The organism is Allocatelliglobosispora scoriae (assembly GCF_014204945.1).
Taxonomy (GTDB): domain Bacteria; phylum Actinomycetota; class Actinomycetes; order Mycobacteriales; family Micromonosporaceae; genus Allocatelliglobosispora; species Allocatelliglobosispora scoriae.
Map to the genome: position 1 here is coordinate 1,747,816 of NZ_JACHMN010000003.1, position 23,211 is coordinate 1,771,026.

The following is a 23,211-nucleotide window of genomic DNA, read 5'->3' on the forward strand; positions in this document are numbered from 1 at the left end:
CGTGACCAGCCAGATACTGGACGCTCGTGACGTCGAGACGGTGTTCGACCGCGCGTCGGCCCGCAGGTTCGTCGACGCCCACATCGCCCCGTATGCCAACGGCTTCGAGTTCGAGGGCCGGATCCCGGAGGAGCTCATCGAGAAGATGAGCGCCGCCGGGATCTGGGCGCCGTTCCTCCCGGTGGAGCTGGGCGGCATCGGGATGGACATGGTCACCCTGGGGGAGATCCACGAGGAGGTGGGTCGGGGCTGCTCATCGGTGCGCAGCCTGCTCACCGTGCACACGATGGCGGCCTGGACCGTCCTGCGGTGGGGTACGCCGACGCAGCGGGAGGAGTGGGGCCGGGCGCTCGCGAGCGGCGAGGCGCTCGGCGCCTTCTGCCTCACCGAGCCGGAGGCCGGCAGCGACGCGGCTGCCATCCAGACCTCCGCCACCCCGTCGCACGGCGGCTGGGTGATCAACGGTGTCAAGAAGTGGATCACCAACGGGCAGCGGGCCGACGTGTACCTCGTCTTCGCCCGCGTCAACGGGACCATCGGCGCCTTCCTGGTGCCTCGGCGTACCCCCGGCGTGCACGTGCGGCCGATCCCCGAGATCCTGGGGACCAGGGCGTCGATGCTCGCCGAGGTGACCTTCTCCGACGTTCCGCTGGGCCCGAGCGCGCTGCTGGGCCCCGCGAGCGGGTTCGCCGCCGGAATGGTCCTCACCGGCACCCTCGACCTCGGCCGCTACAGCGTGGCGACCGGGTCGGTCGGCATCATCCAGGCGTGTCTGGACGCGTGCGCCGCCTACACCTCGCGGCGCACGGTGGGCGGCTCACCGCTGCGCAGCCTGCAGCTCATCCAGGCCAAGATGTCCGACATGGTCACCGACGTGCGGGCGGCCCGGATGCTCGTCGCGGAGGCGGGCCGGCTCAAGGACAAGGGCGATCCGTCCACGATCATGGCGACCTGGATCGCGAAGTACTTCGCCTCCACCGCCGCCGCCGTGCACGCGTCCGAGGCGGTCCAGATCCACGGTGCCAACGGGTGCGGGCCGGAGTACCCGGTCGCGCGCTACTACCGCGACGCCAAGGTCATGGAGATCATCGAGGGCAGCAACGAGATCCAGCGGATCACGATCGCTGCCGAGGCCTATCGGGAGTTGAACCAGTGAGCACGGACATCGATAGCGCGGGCTCGGGGGTCGACGTCCTCCAGCCGCCGAAGCGCGGGAAGATCAAGTGCATCGTGTGGGACCTCGACAACACCCTCTGGGACGGGGTGCTGCTGGAGGACGGTGCGGTCGCGATCCGCCCCGCGGTGGTCGAGCACATCAAGCGCCTGGACGCCATGGGCGTGCTGCACTCGATCGCGAGCAAGAACGACCGGGAGGCGGCGATCGCGAAGCTGACCGAATTCGGGTTGGCGGACCTGTTCCTGTTCCCCCAGATCAACTGGAACCCCAAGTCCAGTTCGATCGAGCTGATCGCCAAGGCGCTCAACCTGGGCCTCGACGCGTTCGCCTTCGTCGACGACCAGGAGTTCGAGCGGGGCGAGGTGGCCCACGGGGTGCCCGGCGTGACCTGCGTCGACATCCTCGACATCGACGAGGCGCTGGAGCGGCCGGAGTTCCGGCCGCGCTTCGTCACCGACGAGTCGGCGAAGCGGCGGGGGATGTATCAGGGCCAGATCGCCCGGGACGAGTTGGAGCGCGACTTCGTCGGCACCAACCACGATTTCCTGGCGAGCCTGGAGATGTCCTTCACCATCGAGTCGGCCCAGCGGGACGACCTGCAGCGGGCCGAGGAGCTGACGGTACGCACCAACCAGCTCAACTCGACCGGGAAGACCTACTCCTACGAGGAGCTCGACCTGCTCCGCGAGTCGCCGGACCACCTGCTGCTCGTGGCGTCGCTCACCGACAAGTTCGGCAGCTACGGCAAGATCGGCCTGGCCCTCGTGGAGAAGGGCGAGACGGTGTGGCACCTGCGGATGCTGCTGATGTCGTGCCGGGTGATGTCGCGTGGTGTCGGGATGGTGCTGCTCAACCACGTCATGGTGCTGGCGAGGGAGGCCGGTGCCGCGGTGCGGGCGGACTTCGTGGAGACCGGGCGCAACCGGATGATGCAGGTGACCTACGCCTTCGCGGGCTTCCGCGAGGTCGCCCGCGACGGTGTCCACGTGGTGCTGGAGGCCGACCTCGCCCAGGTGCAGCCGCCACCGCCCTACGTCCAGCTCCACGTGATCGGCTGAGGTCGGTCATGACGGATCTGGAGACCGTGTGGCTGCCGTTGCGGGCGCACACCCAGGCCGACGCGCTGCCGATGTTCTGCCTCCCGCACGCGGGGGGCAGCGCATCGGCGTACCGCGGCTGGATGGGGAAGCTGCCCGGCGTGGCCGTGCTGCCGGTCCAGCCGCCGGGCCGTGAGGCCCGGCTGCGGGACGCGCCCCATAATCACATGGGTCCGCTCGTCGAGGAGCTGGCGACGGTCGTGCTCGGCGTGGCGGGCACCCGCCCCTACGCCGTCTACGGCCACAGCCTCGGCGGCCTCGTCGGGTTCGAGCTGCTGCGGGCGATCCGGCGCCGGGGCGGTGCGATGCCGGCGCACTTCTTCGTCTCGGGGTGCGTGGCGCCGCACACCGCCTTCGACGACGGCCCGCCGGTCGCCGGGATGTCCCTGCCGCAGCTCGTGGAGATGCTGCGGCAGCTCGGCGGTACGCCGGAGTGGCTGCTCAACGACCCGAGCGTGCTCGACATGATCGTGCCGGCGGTGCGGGCCGACTTCAGCATCAAGGAGACATACGAGTATGTCTCGGAGGCGCCGTTGCAGGTGCCGATCACGGTGCTGTCGAGCACCCACGACCCGCGGGCGAGCCACGAGCTGCAGGCCGGCTGGCGGGATCAGACGATCGGGGCGTGCCAGGTGCACACGCTCGTGGGCGGGCACTTCGCCGTCTTCGAGCAGCCCGAGCTGACGCAGAAATATGTGAATGCAGCTCTTGTTCCAATCCTTTATGGATCCCCCTTCCGCAATTGATCGATGAGTGGCACGCTGCGCTGTGTGGTTCGTGCGGGTCTCCCGTACCACCCCGGCTCAGCGTGCCTCGTCGTTTTCAGCCAATGAACATCAGCCCAGGCCAGTGCGGGTGCCTCGAAGTACCTGGCCGGGAGTGGCCACTGTGGGTTAGTTGTCCTCGTTTAGCACCGTGTGACAGGCTTCACCGCAGACTCGAGGCTCAATACCGATGACCTTGCCGAGACACTAAGGACGGAAAATGTTTGCGTGGTGGGGAACAGTAGCGAGCAGGCTGCGATGGTCGATTGTGGCTTTCGCGGTCGCCTTTATCGCATTCTCTGGTGTCTGGGGCACCGGTGTCTTCGACGAGCTCACGGGCAGTTCGAGCCTCGATGACCCGGCGAGCGAGTCGCAGATCATCAATCAGCGGGTCATCGACGATCTGGGCCGGCAGAACACCGACATCATCGCGCTCTATTCGAGTCCGACCCTGACGGTGCCCGATCCGGCATTCCGCGACGCGGTCACGGCGGTGGTGACCCGCATTCGCGCCAATCCGTCCGTGGAGCAGGTCACCTCGTTCTACGAGACCAACGCGCCGTCGCTCGCCTCGAACGACAACCACTCGACCTATCTGGCGATCCGGCTGGTGCGGCCGACCTCGGACAGCAAGGCCCAGAAGGTGATCCACGATCTCTCGGCGACGGGGCTCACCTCGACGGTCGGCGGTCAGCGGACCATCGACCTCGACATCAACGACCAGGTCAGCAGTGACATCCCGTTCGCGGAGATGATCGCGATGCCGATCCTGCTCATCCTGCTGCTCTTCGTCTTCGGCAACCTCGTCGCCGCGCTCATGCCCGTGCTGATCAGCGCCTTCGCCGTCCTCGGCGCCTTCATGGCGGTCCGCGTGATCACGCTCTTCACCGACGTCTCGATCTTCTCCATCAACATCATCACGATCCTCGGCCTGGGCCTCGCCGTCGACTACGGACTGTTCATGGTGAGCCGGTTCCGCGAGGAGCTCGACAAGGGGCACGAGGTGCCCGTCGCGCTCTCGCGCACCATGGCCACCGCGGGCCGCACGGTCGCCGTCTCCGGCCTGCTCGTCACGCTCGCCCTCTCCAGTCTGCTGATCTTCCCGCAGGTGCTGCTGCACTCGATGGGCCTCGGTGGCGCCGCCGCCGTGCTGATGGCGATGCTCGGCAGCCTCATCGTGCTCCCGGCGATGCTCGCCATCCTGGGCCACCGCATCGACGCGCTGCGCCTGCCGTGGTCGCGCCGCAAGAACATCCCGTCGGTCACCGGCACCATCGCCGCCGCGACCGCCGACGGTGCGGGTCGCTGGGCCAAGATCGCGGCGAGCGTCATGCGCCGCCCGGTCCTCTACGCGGTCGGTTCCGTCCTCGTGCTCCTGGTGCTCGCGCTGCCGTTCGCCAACACCCGCTTCGGCGGCATCGACGAGCGCATGCTGCCCCCCGGCACGGAGAGCCGGACCGTCTCCGAGCACCTCAGCGCCGAATTCCCCAACGGCGGCATCCGCCCCATCCGGGTGCTCGTCAGCGGCGTGCCGGCCGAGACCGCGACGACCTTCCAGTCCACGGTCGGCGCCATCACGGGCGTCACCAGCACCGGCATCGCCGCCCAGAAGGGCACCACCACCCTGCTCACCGTCAACTTCACCGGCGACGCGAGCTCGGAGGCGGCCCAGAAGATCGTCAAGGACATCCGCGCGCTGGCACCGCCCGCCGGGGCGACGGTCCTCGTCGGCGGCTCGACCGCGAGCGTGATCGACCAGCTCGACAGCCTCTCGTCGCGGCTGCCGTGGATGGCGCTGCTCGTCGCGCTCGTCACCTTCCTGCTGCTCGCGATCGCGTTCGGCTCGCTGATCGTGCCGCTCAAGGCGATCATCATGAACCTCTTCTCCATCGCGGCCGCCTTCGGCGTGGTCACCTGGGTCTTCCAGGACGGCCACCTCGCCGGCCTGTTCAACTTCACCCCGACGGGATATGTCGAGGCCAGCCAGCCGATCCTGATGGTGGCGATCCTCTTCGGACTCTCGATGGACTACGAGGTCTTCCTGCTGTCGCGGATCCGCGAGCGCTGGGACGACCTGGGTGACAGCACCGCGGCGGTGGCGAGCGGCGTTCAGCGTACCGGCGGGATCATCACCACGGCCGCGCTGCTGCTCTGCGTGGTGGTCGGCGCCTTCTCGACCTCCGGCATCACCTTCATCAAGATGATCGGTGTCGGCATGGTCGTCGCCCTGATCGTCGACGCCACCCTGGTGCGCCTCATCCTGGTGCCCGCGACGATGCGGCTGCTGGGCAAGTACAACTGGTGGGCGCCGGGCTTCCTCAACCGGCTCTACGGCCGCTACGGCCACCGCGAGGAGGACCCCGTCTCGCCCGCGGCCCCCGACCTGGTCTCCACCCACAGCTGACCCGCTCCGAGCTGCGCCCCCGGCCCGTCCCGGCCGGGGGCGCAGCGCTTGTCTCCCAGACGGGTACGCCACTCGCGCCCTCACGATCGCCGCAACTCTTCAAGAGTTGGTCGCATCTCCGGGTCAGGGCACGTATCCGGTCAGCGTCAGATCCCCGGTCGGCTCCGCCTGCCGGGCGACCACGGTGCCGCCGACGCCCCGCAGTTCGAGCACGGTGCCGCCGCCTGCCGTGACCCGGGTGAGCGTCCGGCCGTCCGCGGTCCACAGCACCACGGTGTCGGTGGCCTCGGTCGTGCCGGTGGCCGTGTCGACCAGCGCGGTGGCGTGGAACCAGCGATCGGCCCCGTTGTCGATGTCGCAGCCGGTGCAGAAGAGGTAGACCGCCACCTCGCGTGCGCCCGGGGAGACACTCGCCACCTGAGCGACGCGACCGGCGGCGCTGCCCGCCGTGACCGGCACGGTCCGGCTCGTCGAGCCGCCGACCTCGACGACGGTCAGGCTCTTCCACAGGTGCTCGTCGCGTCCGGAGGCGAAGACGACGTGTCCGCCATCGGGTGACCAGGTCGGGAAATCGCCGTCGCCGCCGAGCTTGCGTACCGTGCTGGTGCCCGCATCGACCATCTCGATCACGTTCTGACGCGGGGAGATCTGGCGCCGGTAGACGATCCGGGTCGAATCCGGTGACCAGTCGAGCATCCCGGCCCCCTCTGTACCGGGCAGGACGCGCTTCCCGCTCCCGTCGGGATTCGCGATGGCGACCGCACCGGAGCTGCCGTCGGTGAACGCGATTCGGCGGCCGTCCGGTGCGACCCGGACGACGTGCCCGTCGCCGAGGGCGGGTGCGAAGTCCTCCAGGCTGTGGCCGGACCGGAACCGGCGTACAGCCGAGCGCCCGTTCGAGAGGTAGGAGTAGTAGAGCGTCCCCGGCAGGGCGGATATGTCCTTCGTCGATGGCGGGACCGATTGCCCCTCGGGCCGTGGTGTCGCGGTCGCCGACGCCGAGGCGACGGGTGCCGGGTGGTGGGTGTGGCCGTGGGCCGGCTCGCGTCGCAGGCCGCCGCGCCGAGGGCGAGCAGCGCGGTGACACCGGTGAGTAGGGCCTTTTGCATGATCACGCCTCCGTGGTGCGGGCCGAACGGTTTCGGCACACCACCTCCACGCGTTCACGGTCGGCCCGGTTGCAGCGGTTCCTCGGCCCGGTGCCGACACACATGGGATGCGATAAAGGTCAGGACCGGCTCCATCCGCGGAGTCGATCCTGACCTTTATCGCCGTCTCTCCGGCGGGTCCGGCATGAGAATTCAGGTGCGGCGCAGGGTGCTGCGGCGGGCCACCTTGAGATTGCGGCGGAGCTCCTTGGCCTGGCGCTCGTGGCGCACCAGTGCGGTGCCCAGGGAGATGCTCAGCAGCCCTGCCGCCGTCGGGATGGCGACCCAGATCGGCCAGAAATAGGTGAAGGTTCGGTTGGTGACGCTCACCATCGCCCAGAGCGCGATGTTGATGGACACGATCGTCAGCCAGATCGTCCACAGCACCCGGACCCAGGTCGGCAGGTAGCCGACCCGCTTGGGCCGCCGGACACCGTCGACCCGGGCGTAGGTGACGTGGCTGCGGGTCTCGATGCCGAGGCTCGTCGTGGGCAGGTCGGCGTAGAGCTGGGCGAGGTCGCCGTAGGTCACCGACTGCGGCACCCGGGCCACCCGCCGGTCGTGTTCGGCCTGGTCGAGCCGGCCCTCGCTGAGGGCGGTGCCGAGCCGGGCGATCACGGCCCGCCGGTCGGCATCCGAGGCTCGCATTCCACTGCGTTTGTCCATGGTCACGCGTCCGCTCGGGGAGTGAGAAGTCAGGTCGAGCGAAGTCTATGGATCGGCGCGGCATCATTTCGCCGATCACCGATGGCAGTTACCTGCCAAACATCGCTGCCGTCGGGGAATGCGTGCACATGGCAGGGGAATGCCACTGGCCTAATCTCTCCGGCCGCTTCTGGCCAATAGCGGCGCCATCTCCTCGACCCTATCTTGGGAATGACTCCAATTTCACCTGGTGGGGCTCATGCGAATACGCCGAACCGGTGAAGGAATCGTCAAAGCGCTGACCCGCCGTAGGTCAAATACCGAGGGATGTGACACCTTGCTTGAAGCATTCGATCTGACCAAGCGCTACGGTCCGGTCAACGCGCTCGACGGATTCAGCCTGCAGGTGGCCGCAGGCGAGATCGTCGGACTGGTCGGCCACAACGGCGCCGGAAAGACCACCTTCGTGGAGATCGTGTCGGGCCTTATCCGTCCCGACGGCGGCTCCATCACCATCGACGGCAAATCGCCGGCGGCGGCCCGTGGGCAGGTCGGCGTGACGCCTCAGCACCTGGGGCTCTACCCGTCCATCACGGTCCGCGAACACCTGCAGCTCTTCGGCCGGCTCGCCGGACTCCGCAAGGCCGCGCTCGCCAGCTCCATCGACGATCTCGCGGTCGCGCTGCGGCTCACCGAGATCATGGACCGGCGGACCGGCGTACTCTCCGGCGGCCAGCAGCGCCGCACCCAGGCGGCCACCGCACTCGTGCACCGGCCGTCGCTGCTGCTGCTCGACGAGCCGACGGCCGGCGCCGACCTCGAGACCCGGCAGGCGATGCTCGACATCGTCAAGCAGCGGGCGGGCGAGGGCGCCGCGGTCGTCTACACCACGCACTACCTGCCGGAGCTCACCGAGCTCCAGGCGACGATCGCGGTCGTACGCAGTGGCCGGATCATCGCCCGTGGCACCTATGACGAGCTGCTCGACGGGCTTCCGGGCGAGGTCCGGGTCGTCTTCGCGGACGAGGAGGACGTGCGGATCTCCACCACGGAGCCCACGGCCACCCTCGTCGAGCTGCTCAGCAAGGCCGACCGTGCGGTCACCGCGGTCGAGTTGCGCAACGCATCCCTGGACGACCTCTACCGATCACTGGCGGTCAGCAATGCTTCTTGACACCCATCCAGCGGCGGCGGTCTCCGTCCCGCAGCGCGCCAGTGCGCGCGGCTCTCTCCGCGAATCCGCTTATCGAATCGGTGCCGTGGCGAGGCACAACGTGATCATCCGGCTGCGCGACCCGGGCCAGATGATCAGCTACATCGTGGCCCCCATGATCCTCATGGTGGTCCTGAAGCCGCTCTACGTCAAAGCCGTCGACGGCGGCGCGGTGCAGGTGGTGACCGGCCTGCTCGTGATGTTCTCGGTGTTCGCGATCGCGATCGCCGGCTCGTCGATCCTCGTGGAGCGGCACTGGCAGACCTGGGACCGGCTCCGCCAGACCCGGGCCTCGGCGGCCGAGATGCTGCTCGGCAAGATCATCCCGATCTTCGTGGTGATGGTCGTGCAGCAGTCGATTCTCATCGTCTACGGCTGCCTCGTCATCGGGATCCCGATCCCGAAGTCCGTCGGCTACATGGCACTCGCCATCGCCGTCTGGGCGTTCTGCCTGCTCGCGATCGGCGCGGCGCTCGCCACGCTCGCTCGCAGCCTGGGGGAGCTCGGCGTCATCTCCGATGTCAGCGCGATCACCCTCAGCTCCTTCGGCGGCGCGCTCGTGCCGCTGAGCATCATGCCGGGATGGGCGCAGGCCGCGGCCCACGCCTCGCCCGGCTACTGGGCCCTGCAGATGATGCAGGCCGCCATCCGCGGTGACGGCCCGGGCGTGCTCGTGCCGGCCGGGGTCCTGCTGGGTCTCGGCATCGTGGCCGGGGCGTTCGCCGTCAGCCGCCTCACCAAGGGCTGGGGTCGCACCCGGCTCCTCTGAGGAGAGGACCGGGCTCCCGGAAGGGGGCCCGGCATCTCGGCACGTCGCAGAAAGGGCGCCGCCGCAACGGCGTCACCAACCCTCACTGACATTCTCGGGATACATAGGGGCATGTTGATGGATCACCAGTATTCACCCCGTGATGCGAACAGTCCGGCCGCAGAGCCGGAGATCGCGATCATCGGCATGTCCGGCCGATTTCCGGGAGCGGACGATGTCGACACCTTCTGGCGCAACATCAGCACCGGGGTGGAATCCTTCACGCAATTCACCGACGACGAGCTGATTCTGGCGGGCGAGGACCCCAAGGTCTTCAACCAGCCCAACTACGTCCGCTCCCGTCCCATTCTCAACAACATCCGCGGGTTCGACGCCGGATTCTTCGGCAGCAGCCCGCGCGAGGCGACCCTCGCCGACCCCCAGCAGCTCCTCTTCATCGAGGTCGTCTGGGAGGCGCTGGAGGCGGCGGGCTACGCCACCGCCGAGGACCGCGGCACGGTCGGCGTCTTCGCCGGCATGAACATCAGCACCTACCTGCTGACCCGGCCCAACGCGTTCCAGATGGGCGTCGAGATCGACGGTCTGATGGTCGGCAACGACAAGGACGCGCTCGCCACCAACGTCTCCTACCGCCTGGACCTGCGCGGACCGAGCGTGAGCGTGCAGACGTTCTGCTCCACGTCGCTGGTCGCGGTGCACCTGGCGGCGGCGAGCCTGCGCCGGGGCGAGTGCGACATCGCGCTCGCCGGCGGCGTCTCGATCCGGGTGCCGGACCGCGCGGGCTACGTCTACCACGAGGGCAACCAGGCCTCGCCCGACGGCCACGTGCGCACCTTCGACGCCGATGCCCGGGGCAGCATGTTCGGCGACGGTGCCGCCGTCGTCGCGCTGAAGCGGCTCGACCGCGCCATCGCCGACCGCGACACCGTGCTCGCCGTCATCCGCGGCTCCGCCATCAACAACGACGGCGCGCTGAAGTTCAGCTTCCAGGCGCCGAGCATCGAGGGCCAGCGGCGCTGCGTCACGACCGCCATCGCCAACGCCGGTGTCGACCCCGCGACGATCTCCTATGTGGAGGCGCACGGCACGGCGACCGAGGTCGGCGACCCGATGGAGGTCGCGGCACTCACCGGCGCCTTCGGTCCGACCGATGCCAAGCAGTACTGCCTGCTCGGCTCCGTGAAGCCCAACGTCGGCCACCTCGACCGCGCGTCCGGCGTCACCGGGCTCATCAAGGTGGTCCAGTCGCTGCGGCACGAGCTGATCCCCGGTACGCGCAATTTCCGCAAGCCCAACGCGGAGATCGACTTCGAGAACAGCCCGTTCCGGGTGACCGCCGAGCCGACGCCGTGGCCCCGCCGGGCCGACCGGCCGCGCATCGCCGGGCTCAGCTCGCTGGGTACGGGCGGCACGAACTCCCACGCCATCATCAGCGAGGCACCGGACCTGCCGGCCCGCCCGGATCGGCCCCGCCGCTTCCAGGTCCTGCCGGTCTCGGCCCGCTCGGCACTCGCCGCGGAGCAGGCCTGCACCAACCTCGCCGAGCGCCTGACCGCCGCCCCGGAGCTCGAGCTCGGCGACGTGGCGTACACCCTGCAGGTCGGTCGCAAGGTCTTCAACCACCGGCGCTTCGTCGTCGCGGACTCGACCACCGGCGCGGCCGCGAAGCTCGTCGATCCCACCGCGAAGCTGGGCCGCAACGACGCGACCGTCGGCCGCAAGGTCGGTTACCTGATCGCCGGAGTCGGCGAGCAGTACCCGGGCATGGTCGCGGCGCTCTACGCCGAGGAGCCCGCGTTCCGGGCCGACGTCGACGAGTGCGTGTCCATCCTCGGCCTGGCCGGTGCCGGGCAGCTCTCGGAGATCTTCACCGAGGCGAGCCGCACCGCCGACGCCGTCGGCGACCTGGCCCGCCTCCTCGGCCGCGACACGGCACCGGCGACGCCGACCGCGCTGAACCCGCACCTGGTCCAACCGGCCGTCTTCGTCGCCGAATACGCCCTGGCCCGCCAGCTCATCCGCTGGGGTGCCGCCCCCGACATCATGATCGGTTACAGCCTCGGCGAGTACGTGGCCGCGTGCCTGTCCGGCGTGCTCTCGCTGCGCGACGCCCTGCGCCTCGTGGCCCACCGCGCCTGGCTGATCGCGTCGATGGCACCCGGTGCGATGCTCGCCGTCGCCGCCGACGAGCAGCGGCTCGCCGCCGTTCTCGGTGACGCCTTCGCCGACCTCGACGTGGCGGTCCGCACCGGTTCCCAGCTCGTCATCGCCGGTCCCGTCGGCGCGGTCAACGCCGCCGCCGCCGTGCTGCGCGACGCCGAGATCGGCTGCCGCCTGCTCGACACCACGCACGCCTACCACTCCCGGATGCTCACGCCGATCGCGGCGGAGCTGACGGAGTGGATCGCCCGCAACGTCACCCTGCACGCGCCGACCATCCCCTACCTCAGCAACGTCACCGGGGAGCTCGCGACGGAGAAGGCGGTCACCGACCCCGGCTACTGGGCCCGGCACATGTGCGAGACGGTCGAGTTCGGCGAGGGGCTGGCGCACGTGCTGCGGACAGCCGACCTGTCCCTGGTGGAGATCGGACCCGGGCAGTCGCTCGGCGCCCTGACCCGCGGCCACGCGGCCTGCCAGCAGAGCCAGTGGCCGCTGATCGTGACCACGCTGCCCGCGGCCGCCGACACCCGCGACGCCAACGCGGCGCTCGCCGAGGCGGTCGGCCGGTTGTGGCTCGCCGGTGTCCCGATCGACTGGTCGGCCCTGCACACGACCGGCACGGACCAGCAGTGGCAGCCCGGCCGCGTCCCGCTGCCGACCTACCCGTTCGAGCGCCAGGACTACTGGCTGGAGTCGACCGGCGGCCCCGGTGGCGGCGGCCCGGTCTTCGACGAGACCGACCCGGCCAGCCTGCTGCACGGCCTGCCGAAGCTGCCGGAGACGGAGTGGATCAACGTGCCGGTGTGGCACCAGACCACGCCGCGGCCGGCCCGCACCGAACCCGGCCGCTGGCTGATCCTCACCGACACCGGCCTCGCCGACACGCTCGCCGCGTCCCTCACCGCCCAGCTCGAAGTGGCCGGGGCCCAGGTGGTGCTGGCCCGGCCGGGTGCCCGCTACGCCGAGGGCCCCGACGGCCTCGTGCTGCGCCCGGGCTCGCCGGAGGACGCCACGGCGGCGCTGCGCGGCCTCGCCGCCCGCGACCTGCGCCCCGACCACGTGGTGCACCTGTGGACGGTGGGCACCGGCACGAGGAGCGAGGGGAGCACGGCGACCGGCGACCCGGCCGCGACCGAGGAGTGCCTGCAGCGCGGTCTGCACACCCTCATCTCGCTGGCGCGCGCCGCCGGTGACCTCGGCTTCCCGGCCTGGTCCCTCGACGTCGTCACCAACGGCAGCCACCGGGTGCTCCCCGGCGACCCGGTCCGCCCGGAACTCGCCACCGTGCTCGGGCCGGTCCGGCTGATCCCGGTCGAATACCCCCGGGTCAAGACGCGGCTCATCGACATCGACACCGCGACGGCGCTCGCCTCGCCCCGCGCGCTCGTCGCCGAGCTGCGGTCGGACCCCGCCGACCAGGTGGTCGGGGTACGGGCGGGCAAGCGCTGGATCCCCGGCTACGACATCCTCGACGGTGCCAGCATCGCCGACGCACCGCCCGCCGTGCGGATCCGCCGGGGCGGCACCTACCTCGTCACCGGCGGCCTCGGCGGCATCGGCCTGGCGATGGCGGAGCGGCTCGCCGAGGACCACCGGGCCAACCTGGTCCTGCTGGGACGCACCCCGGTGCCCCCGCGCGACCAGTGGAGCCAGATCCTCGCCAACCCCAACCTCGCCGGTGAGGTACGCCGCCGCCTCGACGGCCTGCAACGGCTGGAGGGGACCGGGGCGCAGGTGATCACCGTCGCCGGCGACGTCTCGAACCCGGAGGACGTGGAACGGGCCGTCCGGGCCGGCATCGACCGCTTCGGGCAGCTCAACGGCGTGCTGCACGCGGCCGGCGTACCGGCTGTGGGCATGATGCAGTTCAAGACCGCCGCCGACATCGCCAAGGTGCTCGCGCCGAAGGTCGCCGGAACGCTGGCGATCGAGGCGGCCCTGCGGGACGTGCCGGTCGACTTCGTCGCGCTCTTCTCCTCGACCACCTCGGCGACGGGCGGCGGTGCCGGACAGGTCGACTACTGCGCCGCCAACGCCTTCCTCGACGCCTACGCCACCAGCGACCCGATCCCCGGAGTCGCGGTCACCTCGATCGACTGGGGTGAGTGGACCTGGAACGGCTGGACGACGGGCCTGGACAACTACGACGAGGGGTCCAAGGCCTTCTTCGAGGAGTACCGCGCCACCTTCGGCATCACCTTCGACCAGGGGTGGCACGCGCTGCAGCGGATCCTCGCCAGCGGCGAGTCGCACGTGATCGTCTCCACCCAGTCCTTCGCGCCGATCGTGGCGATGAGCCGGCTCTCCTCGATCGAGAGCCACCAGGCCGTCGTCAAGAAGGCACGCGACGCCCTCGGCCGCCACCCCCGTCCGGAGCTGTCGACGACCTTCGTCGAGCCGCAGACCCCGGCCGAGGAGACGATCTCCGCGGTCTGGACCGAGGCGCTCGGGCTGGAGCAGGTCGGCGTACACGACAACTTCTTCGAGCTCGGCGGCAACTCGCTGATCGGCATGGAGATCATCGCCGAGGTACGCAAGGCGTTGAACCTCTCCTACCTGCCACCGCACATCCTCTACCAGGCACCGACGGTCGCCGCGCTCGCCGAGGCAGCCCTCGCGGGCGAACCGACGACCGAAGACGAACAGGACCAGCAAGATGCCGGTGCCCGCGACCTTCACCGGTCTCGCATCGAGCAACGACGTAGCACGCTTCGGAGCGGGAGAATGTCATGACGGAAACGGATTACGCCTCAGCGGTGGCCCTGGTCGGCATGGCCGGTCGGTTCCCCGGCGCGGGCAGCGTCAACGAGCTGTGGCGCAACGTGGTCGCGGGGATCAAGGGCCTGCGCGAGCTGACCGAGGAGGAGCTGCGGGCAGCCGGCGTCGAGCCGGGCCAGCTCGCCGACCCCCGCTATGTCCGGGTCGGCGCGCCGCTGGCCGACCTGGACCGGTTCGACGCCTCGGTCTTCGGGATCAACCCCCGCGAGGCCGAGTCGATGAACCCGCAGCACCGGCTCTTCCTGGAGTGCTCGTGGGAGGCGCTGGAGGGGGCCGGTTACTGCCCCACCGAGGTGCCGGGCCAGGTCGCGGTCTTCGCGGGCTCCGGCTTCCCCGACTACATCGTGCAGAACATCCAGCACCTCGCCGGTGAGCCCGGCGGCGCGCTGCTGATGGCGGTCGGCAACGAGCGCGACTCGCTCGCCTCGCTCGTCTCCTACAAGCTCGGCCTGCGCGGCCCGGCGATCGCGGTGCAGACCTTCTGCTCCACGTCGATGGTCGCGGTCCACCTCGCCTGCCAGAGCCTGCTCACCTACGAGTGCGACATCGCGCTCGCCGGCGGCGCCTACATCCCGCTGCCGCAGCCGACCGGCTACATCTACGAGCAGGGCGGCATCACCTCCTCCGACGGCAAGGTGCGCAGCTTCGACGCCGAGGCGAACGGCACGGTCATGGGCAGCGGCGTCGGCGCGGTCGCGCTGAAGCGGATGTCCGACGCGCTCAACGACGGCGACATCATCCACGCCGTCATCCTCGGCTCGGCGTCCAACAACGACGGTCGCCTGCGGGCCGGTTACACCGCGCCGGGCGTCGAGGGCGAGGCCGAGGTGATCGAGCTCGCGCTCGGTGTCGCCGGGGTCAAGGCCGAGACGATCGGCTACGTCGAGTGCCACGCGACCGGCACCACCCTGGGCGACTCGATCGAGCTCGCCGCGCTGACCCGGGTCTTCACCCAGCCCCGCGAGGTGCCGTGCGTGCTCGGCACGCTCAAGCCGAGCATCGGGCACCTGGACCGGGCCTCCGGCGTCACCGGCCTGATGCGCGCCGCGCTCAACCTCAAGCACAACGTGCTGCCCGCGACGCCCAACTACAAGAGCCCCAACCCGGCGCTCGTGCCGGCGCTGGACCGCTTCACCGTCCTCACCGAGCACCAGGCGTGGCCGGAGGGCCCGCACCCGCGCCGGGCCGGCGTCAACTCCTTCGGCCTGGGCGGCACCAACGCCCACGTCGTGCTGGAGCAGGCACCGCTGCGCCCCGAGCGGCCGCACCGGGCCGGTCCGCACCTGCTCACCTTCTCCGGCGTCACCGATCAGGCGCTCACCGAGGTCGGCGACAACCTGCGCGCCCACCTCGCGGCCCATCCCGACCTCGACCTGGCCGATGTCGCCTTCACCCTGCAGGTCTCGCGGGGCGCCTTCGCGCTGCGGCGGGCGGTGGTCGTCCGCGACCAGGCCGACGCCGTGGCCGCGCTCGCCGACCCGTCGCGCTGGATCGACGGCAAGACCCAACGACGCAATCCGAAGGTACGCCTGGTCACGGCCGACGCCGAGGTCCCCGCGCAGTGGTGGACGGAGCTGCACGGCGCGGTCGCCGAGATCCAGGGCATCGAGCAGCGCCCCAGTGGACCGGCCGGATCGGGTGCGGCGCTGACCGCCCTGTCGTCCTGGTTGACGAGCATCGGCGTACGCCTGCTGCACGACGACTCCGACCAGTCGGCGAGCGTCGAGGAGCTGACCGTCGAGCCCGGCACGGAGGCGACGGCCGCGCAGTGGCTGCTCGCCACCCTGGGCCGCCTCTGGCAGGCCGGCTCCACCATCGCCTGGCCCGCACTGCACCGGGGCCTGGGCCGCAGGGTGGAGCTGCCGACCTACGCCTTCCAGCGGCGCCGCTACTGGGTCGAGGGCAAGAACAAGATGAACGTCCCGGATGTCTGGTGGTCCGCGCCGACGACGACCGCGCGCTCCTTCGACCGGGCACAGTGGACGCTGATGCCGACCTGGCAGCTCCGCCCGCGCCCCGTCGCCGACCTCGACGAGCAGGTCCGCCTCATCGGCCCCTGGCTCGTCTTCTCCGGCGACCACCGGGGCGAGGCACTGGTGCAGCGGCTCGCCGTCGCCGGTGCCGAGGTGACCGCCGTCCGCGTGGGCGAGCAGTTCGCCCAGGACGACGCCGGTGACTTCACCATCCGCGCCGACAACGCCGACGACATGGCGCAGCTCATCCGCTCGCTGATGGTGAGCCCGCGGGCGATCGTGCACGGGTTCAGCCTCGCCAGCCCGCAGGCGGCGCCGGGACAGGACCCGGTGGCGCACTTCGACATCGAGCAGGACCGGGGCTTCTACTCGGTCCTCGCCCTCGCCAAGGAGCTCATCGACGACAGCGGCGCCGCGCCGCGCGCCGAGCTGGTGCTGCTCACCTCCGGCGCGACCGCCGTGGTCGGCTCCGACCTGCGCCACCCGGAGCACTCGCCGCTCACGGCGCTGGCGCCGAGCCTCGCCCAGGAGAACCCGCGCCTGCGCTGCCGCCACATCGACGTCGATGAGGTCGCTGCCGACGCGGCGGGACCGCTCGCGAAGCTCGCCACCCAGCTCCTCGCGGCGACGGTCGGCCCGCACGAGGGTCCGGCGGCGGTGCGGGCCGGCGAGATCTGGCTGCGGCGCTACGAGCCCTACCCGATCGCCGAGCTCGGCCCGCTGGAGCACCCGATCGCCGACGGCGAGACCGTGCTCATCACCGGCGGTCTCGGCGATGTCGGGCTCGTGCTCGCCCGCCACCTCGCCAGCAAGTACAGCGCCAAGCTGGTGCTCACGGCACACAGCCCGCTGCCGCCCCGGGAGCAGTGGCAGTCGTTCCTCGCCGCCGTCCCCGCCGGCGGCGAGCGGACCGCGCGGCACATCCGGAGCGTCCTGGACCTGGAGAGCCGGGGAGCCGAGGTGCTCGCCCTCTCCGCCGATGTCGCCGACCGGGAGCAGATGCTCGCCGTCGTGCAGGCGGCGATCGGCCGCTTCGGCAAGATCGACGTGGTGGTCCACGGTGCCGGGGTCCAGGGCAGCGCGTTCTTCAACTTCGCCCACCTGATCGACCGGGCGTCGGTCAAGGCGCACATGGACGCCAAGGTCACCGGCTTCCACGTCCTGCAGGAGGTCCTCGGCGACCAGGCACCGCTGCGGCGCCTGACGATGTCGTCGGTCGCGGCCGTGCTCGGCGGCATCACGCTGGGCCACTACGCCGCGGCGAACGCGGCGCTGGACGCCTACAGCCGGGTGGCTCGGGCAGCCGATGCCGGGCGCTGGATCACCGTCAACTGGGACACCTGGAACATCGACCCGGACCGGCTCCAGGGCCACGGCCCCGGCGTCACCGACTACGCGATGGTCCCGGCCGAGGCGATCGACATCTTCGAGCGGGCGCTCTCGTCCGGCGACCGGGTCGCGCACCTCGTCATCTCGACGGGATCCCTCGGCGCCCGGCTGGAGCAGTGGGTCACCGGCGACCTCTACGACTTCGACGAGCAGGACACCGACAACCGTGAGCGGCACCCGAGGCCCGACCTCAGCACGCCCTTCGTGGCGGCGCGCGAGGGCACCGAGGCGACGCTGGTCGAGATCTGGTCCCGGGTGCTCGGCATCGAGCCGATCGGCACCGCGGACAACTTCTTCGAGCTCGGCGGCCACTCGCTCATCGCGATCGACCTCACCGCGCGGATCCGCAAGCAGCTGGGTACGGCGATCCCGATCACCGGCCTGCTGGAGTGCCCGACGATCGGCCAGCTCGCGGTGCTGATCGACGCGGCGGTCAGCGGTGAGGCCGCTGCGGCGGAGGAGGCGACCGATGCGCCAGCCTGACTACCTGCGGACGGTGCAGTCGTTCGTCCGCAACGAGCTCATCGGCAACGAGGCTGAGCTCGACTCCCTGGCGGCGGCACCGATCCCGGCCTACCAGCGCTTCGCCGAGACCGGCCTCGCCAACTGGTGGCTGCCGAAGGAGTCCGGCGGGCTCGGGCTCAACCTGGAGGAGAGCGTCCGGATCGTCTCCGAGCTCTCCTACGGCGACGCCGGGGTGGCGTTCGGCCTCTTCCTGCCGATCCTCACCACGAGCATGATCTCCTGGTACGGCTCCGACGAGCTCAAGGAGCGCTACCTCACGCCGTTGCAGGCCGACAACGGCTTCTGCGCCACGATGGGCAGCGAGCACGCGGCCGGCAGCGAGCTGGCCCGGATCACCACCACCGCCCGGCGCGACGGCGAGACGCTCGTCCTCAACGGCGAGAAGGCGTTCTCCACCAACGCCGACTTCGGGCGATTCCTGGTCGTGGTCGTCCGTGCGGAGGAGAACCCGTCGGCCTTCCACGCCGTGCTGGTGCCCCGGGACACGCCGGGGATCACGGTGGAGAAGCGGTGGGACGTCATCGGCGTCCGCGCCTCGGCGACCTACCAGGTCTCGCTGCGCGACTGCCGGGTGCCGGCCGCCAACCTGCTGCAGGGCAACGGGCTGCGGCTGCTGGAGGTCGGCCTCAACGCCAGCCGGATCCTGATCGCCACGACGGCGCTCGGCATCGCCCGGCGGGCCCGGGACCTGTGCATGGACTACGCCAAGACCAAGCAGGTCAAGGGTGCTCCGCTCGCCTCCAACCCGGTCTTCGCGGCGAAGCTCGGCCAGTTCGAGATGCAGATCGACGTGATGCTCAACCAGTGCCTCGCCGCGGCGCGCGACTACGACGCGATCGCGGAGCGGCCGGACGCGGCGGAGGAGTTCCTCCGGGCCGGCACGCTCAAGTCGGCGCTGACCACGAAGATGTTCTGCGGCCAGACCGGCTGGCAGATCGTGTCGGCGGCGTCGGAGATGTTCGGCGGTGTCGGCTACACCCACGAGTCGATCATCTCCAAGCTGCTCCGCGACGTACGCTACGTCTCCATCGTGGAGGGCGGCGACGACGTGCTCCGCGACCTGATGTTCGCCCGCTACGTCGTACCCGTCTCCAAGCGCTCCTAGCGCGACCATCGGGGCGGCGCGAGCATGACGCTCGCGCCGCCCCGATGCCTGCCTGCCTGCCAAGATCGCCGCAACTCTTCAAGAGTTGGTCCTCACGGGGCGCAGGTCGGGTTCCTCGGCGATGTCCGGCGTCGCGGGCGGCAGCCGGACAATCAATGCCGGACAACGACAGCGCCGCGCCGATCGTCTGCCTGGCTAGTCTCGGCCGATGTCCCCTTGGCGGAAATCCTTTGTCGCGGTGCCACTCGCCGTGCTCGGCGCCGCGCTCGGTCTCGGGTCGGTGCTCGGCGAATGGGCCAGGGTGGTGCTGCATCACGGCGAGACCGCACCCGAATGGATGCTCTTCTCCCAGCCGCTGTTCGGCCTGGCCTACACATCGGCGCTGATCGCCATGCTCGTGCTGGTGGCGGTCGCGCTCGCCGGCCGGCCCCCCGGCGGAAGCAGACGGCTGCGGACGGCCGGGCTCGTCCTCGCCGCATTGTCGTTGGCGCTGCTCGGACTCATCGCCTACGGGGTGACGGCCATCCCGTACCGGGTCAGCGGCTGGTCATACGACACCTCCCTGATTCTGGGCTGGGGCATCCACGCCGCCTTCGGCGCCTGGGCCGCGCTCGGTGCCGCGCTGCTGCTCGCCGCCCCGCCCCGCCGTCCCCCGGCGGCGGTCGTGGCTGAGTCCCAGGTCGATGGCCGCGGCTGACATGGCGACGGCCCGGCTCGTCCGAGCCGGGCCGCCGCATGCCGTGGTCGTCTCAGCGGGCGCCCGAACCGAAGGCGCTGTCCAGGTGCCGCCGTGACGCCGCGATCGACTCCTGGATGATCCCGGCCGCGATGCGTGCCTGCTCGGGAGTGTGGTGCGCCTGCACCTGCAGCCGGAACCGGGCCGACCCCGTCGGCACGACCGGGAACTCCGCCATCGACGCCAGCACGCCGCGGTCGAAGACGAGCCGGCACGCCGTCCGGGCCAGCTTCTCGTTGCCGATCAGCAGCGGCACGATCGGCGACGGCGAACCCATGCAGGTCAGGCCCCGCCCGGTGAGCTCCTCGCGCAGCGCGTGCACCGCGTCGAAGAGCCGGCCGCGCAGCTCGTCGCCCTCGGGCGAGCGGATGATCCGGGTCGACTCGGTGACGATCGCGGTCTGCATCGGCGAGAGCGCGTTGGAGAACATGTGCGATCCGCCGAACATCTTCACCGTCTGCTTGACGGCGGCGCTGCCGCAGGCGAGGAAGCCGCCGTTGGAGGCGAAGCTCTTGGAGAAGGCACCCATCACCAGGTCCACCTTGCCGAGCATCCCCTGCATGCCGATGACGCCGGTGCCGCCGGGACCCATCGCGCCGAGGTCGTGCGCGACGTCGACGAGCAGGGTGGCGCCGAACTCGTGGCAGAGGTTCTGGAGCGCCACGATGTCGGGGTAGTCGGCGTCGACGGAGAAGAGCCCGTCGGTGATGACGAGGATGCCGTTGCGGGTGTCGTGGGCGCGGATGTCGGCGAGCTTGGCCCGGACCGAGTCGACGCTGAGGTGGTCGAAGCGGCGCACGTTGCGGGTCGCGGCCCTCGCCCCCTGCTGGAGGCAGGCGTGGGCGAGCTTGTCTACCAGGACGTGGTCGCTCTGGCGGACCAGGCCGACGACGGAGCCGAAGCCCGCGCCCCAGCCGGTGGGGAAGAGGGTGATGTGCGGCAGGCCGACGAGGTCGGCGAGCGCCTCCTCCAGGCCCCGGGAGAGGCTGGTGTTGCCGACCGCCATCGCCGAGCCCGCGCTGTGTACGCCGTAGTCGCGCATCGCCCGGCCCGCCGCCTCGCGGATCGCCGGGTGGGTGTTGAAGGAGAGGTAGTCCTGCGAGGCGAAGTTGATGCCCCGGGTCTGGCGGCCGGACTCGTCGGAGATGGACGCCTCGGTCAGCGCCGCCTGCTCCAGGGTCCGGGAGTAGGGCCAGGTGCCGGTGGCCTGCCGGGCGCGGACCCAGCCGTGGAAGTCCTCGGTACGCGAGAGCAGGTCGGGACCGGCCGGTCGGAAGAAGTCGTAGGAGTTCTTGTCGAGCGCGTACTCCTCGTCGATGTCGGCCACCTGGGACAGATGGGCGGGCTCCAGCATCTCGGCGAGGTCGAGGTGGACCGCGGCCGACCGCTGGGCGAAGAAGGCCGTACCCACCTCGGTGTCGAGCGAAGCGAGCGTGTCCCACGGGACGTGAGTCGCCCAGTTGCGCATGGTCTCGGAGACCTCGCGTGCGGCGTCGGAGATCTCGGCCGCGTGCCGGTGCAGCAGCTCGCGGGAGGCGGGCTCGTCGAGCGGCAGCTCGGCGGCGCCCGCGAGCGCGGCGATGATCGCCGCGACGAGCTCGTCGTCCTCCCGGGGCAACAGCTGGGCCGGGGGGAGTGCGGTGACAGTCATGGGTCGTCCCTAGGGCTCGATGAAGGGGTTGCGGCGGTACATCCGGGAGGTCGCCTCGAAGTCGTCGAAGATGGGGTAGTCGCGGCTGCTGGACTCCCGCATCCCGCCGTCGAGCAGGAAGAGGTTGGACGCCTCGAAGAAGTCCGACAGCGGCGCGACGTCGCCGTGGGTGGCGAGGAACCGGTCCGTCTCGGCCTGGTTGTCGCGCAGCGCGAGGAACATCCGCAGCTCCTCGTGGCGCGGCGGGCGCATCTCGGCGAGCGTGCAGACGTAGTCGTAGTAGGCGGCGGCGGACTGGCTGCGCCGCCGGGCCTCGTACTCCTTGAGCGCGATCTCCAGCGGCTGGTCGCCACCGAGCCAGGAGCACAGGGCGGCCGAGACGAGCTCGGCGTCGCGGAACGCGTGCGTCATCCCCATCGCGGTGCACTGGTCCTTGAAGCTCTCCGCGTCGCCGACGAGCACCCAGCCGGGGCCGGAGAGCGGCCGCAGGTAGGCCGACTGGTCCAGCGTGCCGTAGAAGCGCTCGACCCGCTGGGCGGACCGCAGCTCGGCGCCGATCTCGGGGCTGATGAAGTCGACCGCCTTGGCGAAGTTGCCCGCGATGTCGCGGCGGAAGGCGGCCGCCCACTCGCTCGGGCCGTAGACGAGGTTCATCGTCTGGCCGAAGTTGGTCGGCACGGACGCCATCGCGAGCCGGCCGCGGCGGTGCAGCCGGGCGTGCTCGACCGGAGTGCCCTCGTAGTAGCTCCAGTAGGCGAAGGTGCAGCGCGGCCGCTCGTCGAACTTCGGCAGGTCCAGCGTACGGGCGACGAAGGAGTTCCGCCCGTCGGCGCCGACGACGATACGCGCGTGCTCCTCGACGGTCTCGCCGTCGCGGCCGTGGCCCCGGACGCCGATGACCCGCTGCTCGTCGTCGAAGAGCAGCTCGTCGACGGTGAATCCGGTCCGCACCTCGGCCCCGGCGGCGTCCGCGGCGTCGATCAGGATCTGGTCCAGCACCCGTCGGCGGACCGAGGTGTAGGTCTGCACGACACCGTGGTCATCGCCGTGCAGCTCGTCGAAGTACCGCTCCAGCAGCGGCAGCGGCACGGTGCCCGAGAGCGGGATGCCGTCGGTGACCATCTCGATGGAGGTGTGCGACGGGGTGACCGCGAGGACATCGTCCAGCAGTCCCCACCGGTTGAGGTAGGAGGCCCCGTGGGGCCAGAGGAAATGGGTGGAGACGACGTCGCTCGGGAAGGTGGCGCGGTCGACCACGAGTACGCGGTGACCGGCCCGGGCGAGCAACATCGCCGTCGATGAGCCGGAGCATCGCGCACCGACCACAATGACATCCCACATGGCGCCCTCACTCTCTGTCTGGGCTGGCCAGCACAGCGGCTGGGCTCGCCGGGACTGATGATGTGTCGGACGCTACGGCTGTCCGGGGCGGTGCTCTACGCGCTGGCGGTGGCCGGTTTATGCCGCCATCGCGCGCCGGTCCGCCGGACTGCCGCCACCGCGGTCGACCGGCCGCCGTCGATGACGAAGGTCGATGTGGAATCTTGTGCCAATCTGATTGACAACGTTGACAATCAACAGTTGTTCACCTTTGATTACCCCAGTCACACCCCGCTTCATCGGTCTTGGTCCGTCCCCCAATCCGATCTGGAGTAGCCATGTTCGCTCGGAGGG

General features: G+C 70.5%; 14 protein-coding genes. 10 read left to right on the forward strand and 4 right to left on the reverse strand.

What is annotated here, in order from left to right; translation table 11 throughout:
* The first annotated feature begins 1 nt into the window (after position 1).
* The 4 genes from F4553_RS34150 to F4553_RS34165 all read left to right on the forward strand — a co-directional run bounded on the left by F4553_RS34150 (position 2) and on the right by F4553_RS34165 (position 5,442).
* Positions 2-1,156, forward strand: a complete 1,155-nt coding sequence (locus tag F4553_RS34150) for an acyl-CoA dehydrogenase family protein (protein WP_221470585.1) — start codon at positions 2-4, stop codon at positions 1,154-1,156.
* A complete protein-coding gene (locus tag F4553_RS34155; RefSeq protein ID WP_221470586.1) occupies positions 1,153-2,235 on the forward strand; it encodes an HAD-IIIC family phosphatase in 1,083 nt (360 codons plus the stop codon). The genes F4553_RS34150 and F4553_RS34155 overlap by 4 nt, the downstream gene beginning before the upstream one ends.
* 8 nt (positions 2,236-2,243) lie before the next feature.
* Positions 2,244-3,020, forward strand: a complete 777-nt coding sequence (locus F4553_RS34160) for a thioesterase II family protein (protein ID WP_184844777.1) — start codon at positions 2,244-2,246, stop codon at positions 3,018-3,020.
* Between the two features lie 286 nt (positions 3,021-3,306).
* Positions 3,307-5,442, forward strand: a complete 2,136-nt coding sequence (locus tag F4553_RS34165; protein ID WP_312875494.1) for an MMPL family transporter — start codon at positions 3,307-3,309, stop codon at positions 5,440-5,442.
* A gap of 123 nt (positions 5,443-5,565) precedes the next feature.
* Here F4553_RS34165 and F4553_RS34170 read toward each other — a convergent pair whose 3' ends face one another.
* Positions 5,566-6,609 carry a TolB-like translocation protein gene (locus F4553_RS34170; protein ID WP_184844783.1) on the reverse strand — a complete coding sequence of 348 codons (1,044 nt, stop codon included), beginning with the start codon at positions 6,607-6,609 and terminating at the stop codon, positions 5,566-5,568.
* 134 nt (positions 6,610-6,743) lie between these two features.
* Positions 6,744-7,238, reverse strand: a complete 495-nt coding sequence (locus F4553_RS34175; RefSeq protein WP_184844786.1) for a DUF1707 SHOCT-like domain-containing protein — start codon at positions 7,236-7,238, stop codon at positions 6,744-6,746.
* Positions 7,239-7,572: 334 nt separating this feature from the next.
* Here F4553_RS34175 and F4553_RS34180 point away from each other — a divergent pair, with 334 nt between their 5' ends.
* From F4553_RS34180 to F4553_RS34205, 6 genes are all read left to right on the forward strand, one after another.
* A complete protein-coding gene (locus F4553_RS34180; RefSeq protein WP_184844789.1) occupies positions 7,573-8,409 on the forward strand; it encodes an ABC transporter ATP-binding protein in 837 nt (278 codons plus the stop codon).
* An 85-nt stretch (positions 8,410-8,494) separates the two neighbouring features.
* Complete coding sequence (locus tag F4553_RS34185; protein WP_221470587.1) at positions 8,495-9,217, forward strand: ABC transporter permease; 723 nt, start codon at positions 8,495-8,497, stop codon at positions 9,215-9,217.
* Positions 9,218-9,328: 111 nt separating this feature from the next.
* The gene (locus F4553_RS34190; RefSeq protein ID WP_184844795.1) at positions 9,329-14,113 is read left to right on the forward strand and encodes a type I polyketide synthase; all 4,785 of its coding nucleotides are present in this window, start codon (positions 9,329-9,331) and stop codon (positions 14,111-14,113) included.
* Positions 14,110-18,003, forward strand: coding sequence for an SDR family NAD(P)-dependent oxidoreductase (locus F4553_RS34195; RefSeq protein WP_184844798.1), 3,894 nt, complete (start codon positions 14,110-14,112; stop codon positions 18,001-18,003). Before F4553_RS34190 ends, F4553_RS34195 begins: the two co-directional genes overlap by 4 nt.
* Positions 17,990-19,150: an acyl-CoA dehydrogenase family protein gene (locus F4553_RS34200; protein ID WP_184844801.1), complete on the forward strand. Its 1,161-nt coding sequence runs from the start codon at positions 17,990-17,992 to the stop codon at positions 19,148-19,150. The genes F4553_RS34195 and F4553_RS34200 overlap by 14 nt, the downstream gene beginning before the upstream one ends.
* Positions 19,151-19,358: 208 nt before the next feature.
* Positions 19,359-19,847: a hypothetical protein gene (locus F4553_RS34205; RefSeq protein WP_184844803.1), complete on the forward strand. Its 489-nt coding sequence runs from the start codon at positions 19,359-19,361 to the stop codon at positions 19,845-19,847.
* A gap of 52 nt (positions 19,848-19,899) precedes the next feature.
* Here the strand turns inward: F4553_RS34205 and F4553_RS34210 are convergent, their stop codons facing one another.
* On the reverse strand, positions 19,900-21,537 hold the full coding sequence (locus tag F4553_RS34210) for an aminotransferase class I/II-fold pyridoxal phosphate-dependent enzyme (protein ID WP_184844806.1): 1,638 nt from the start codon (positions 21,535-21,537) through the stop codon (positions 19,900-19,902).
* 9 nt (positions 21,538-21,546) lie between these two features.
* Entirely contained in the window at positions 21,547-22,878 is a 1,332-nt protein-coding gene (locus F4553_RS34215; protein ID WP_184844809.1) for an NAD(P)/FAD-dependent oxidoreductase, read from the reverse strand.
* Between the last annotated feature and the right edge of the window lie 333 nt (positions 22,879-23,211).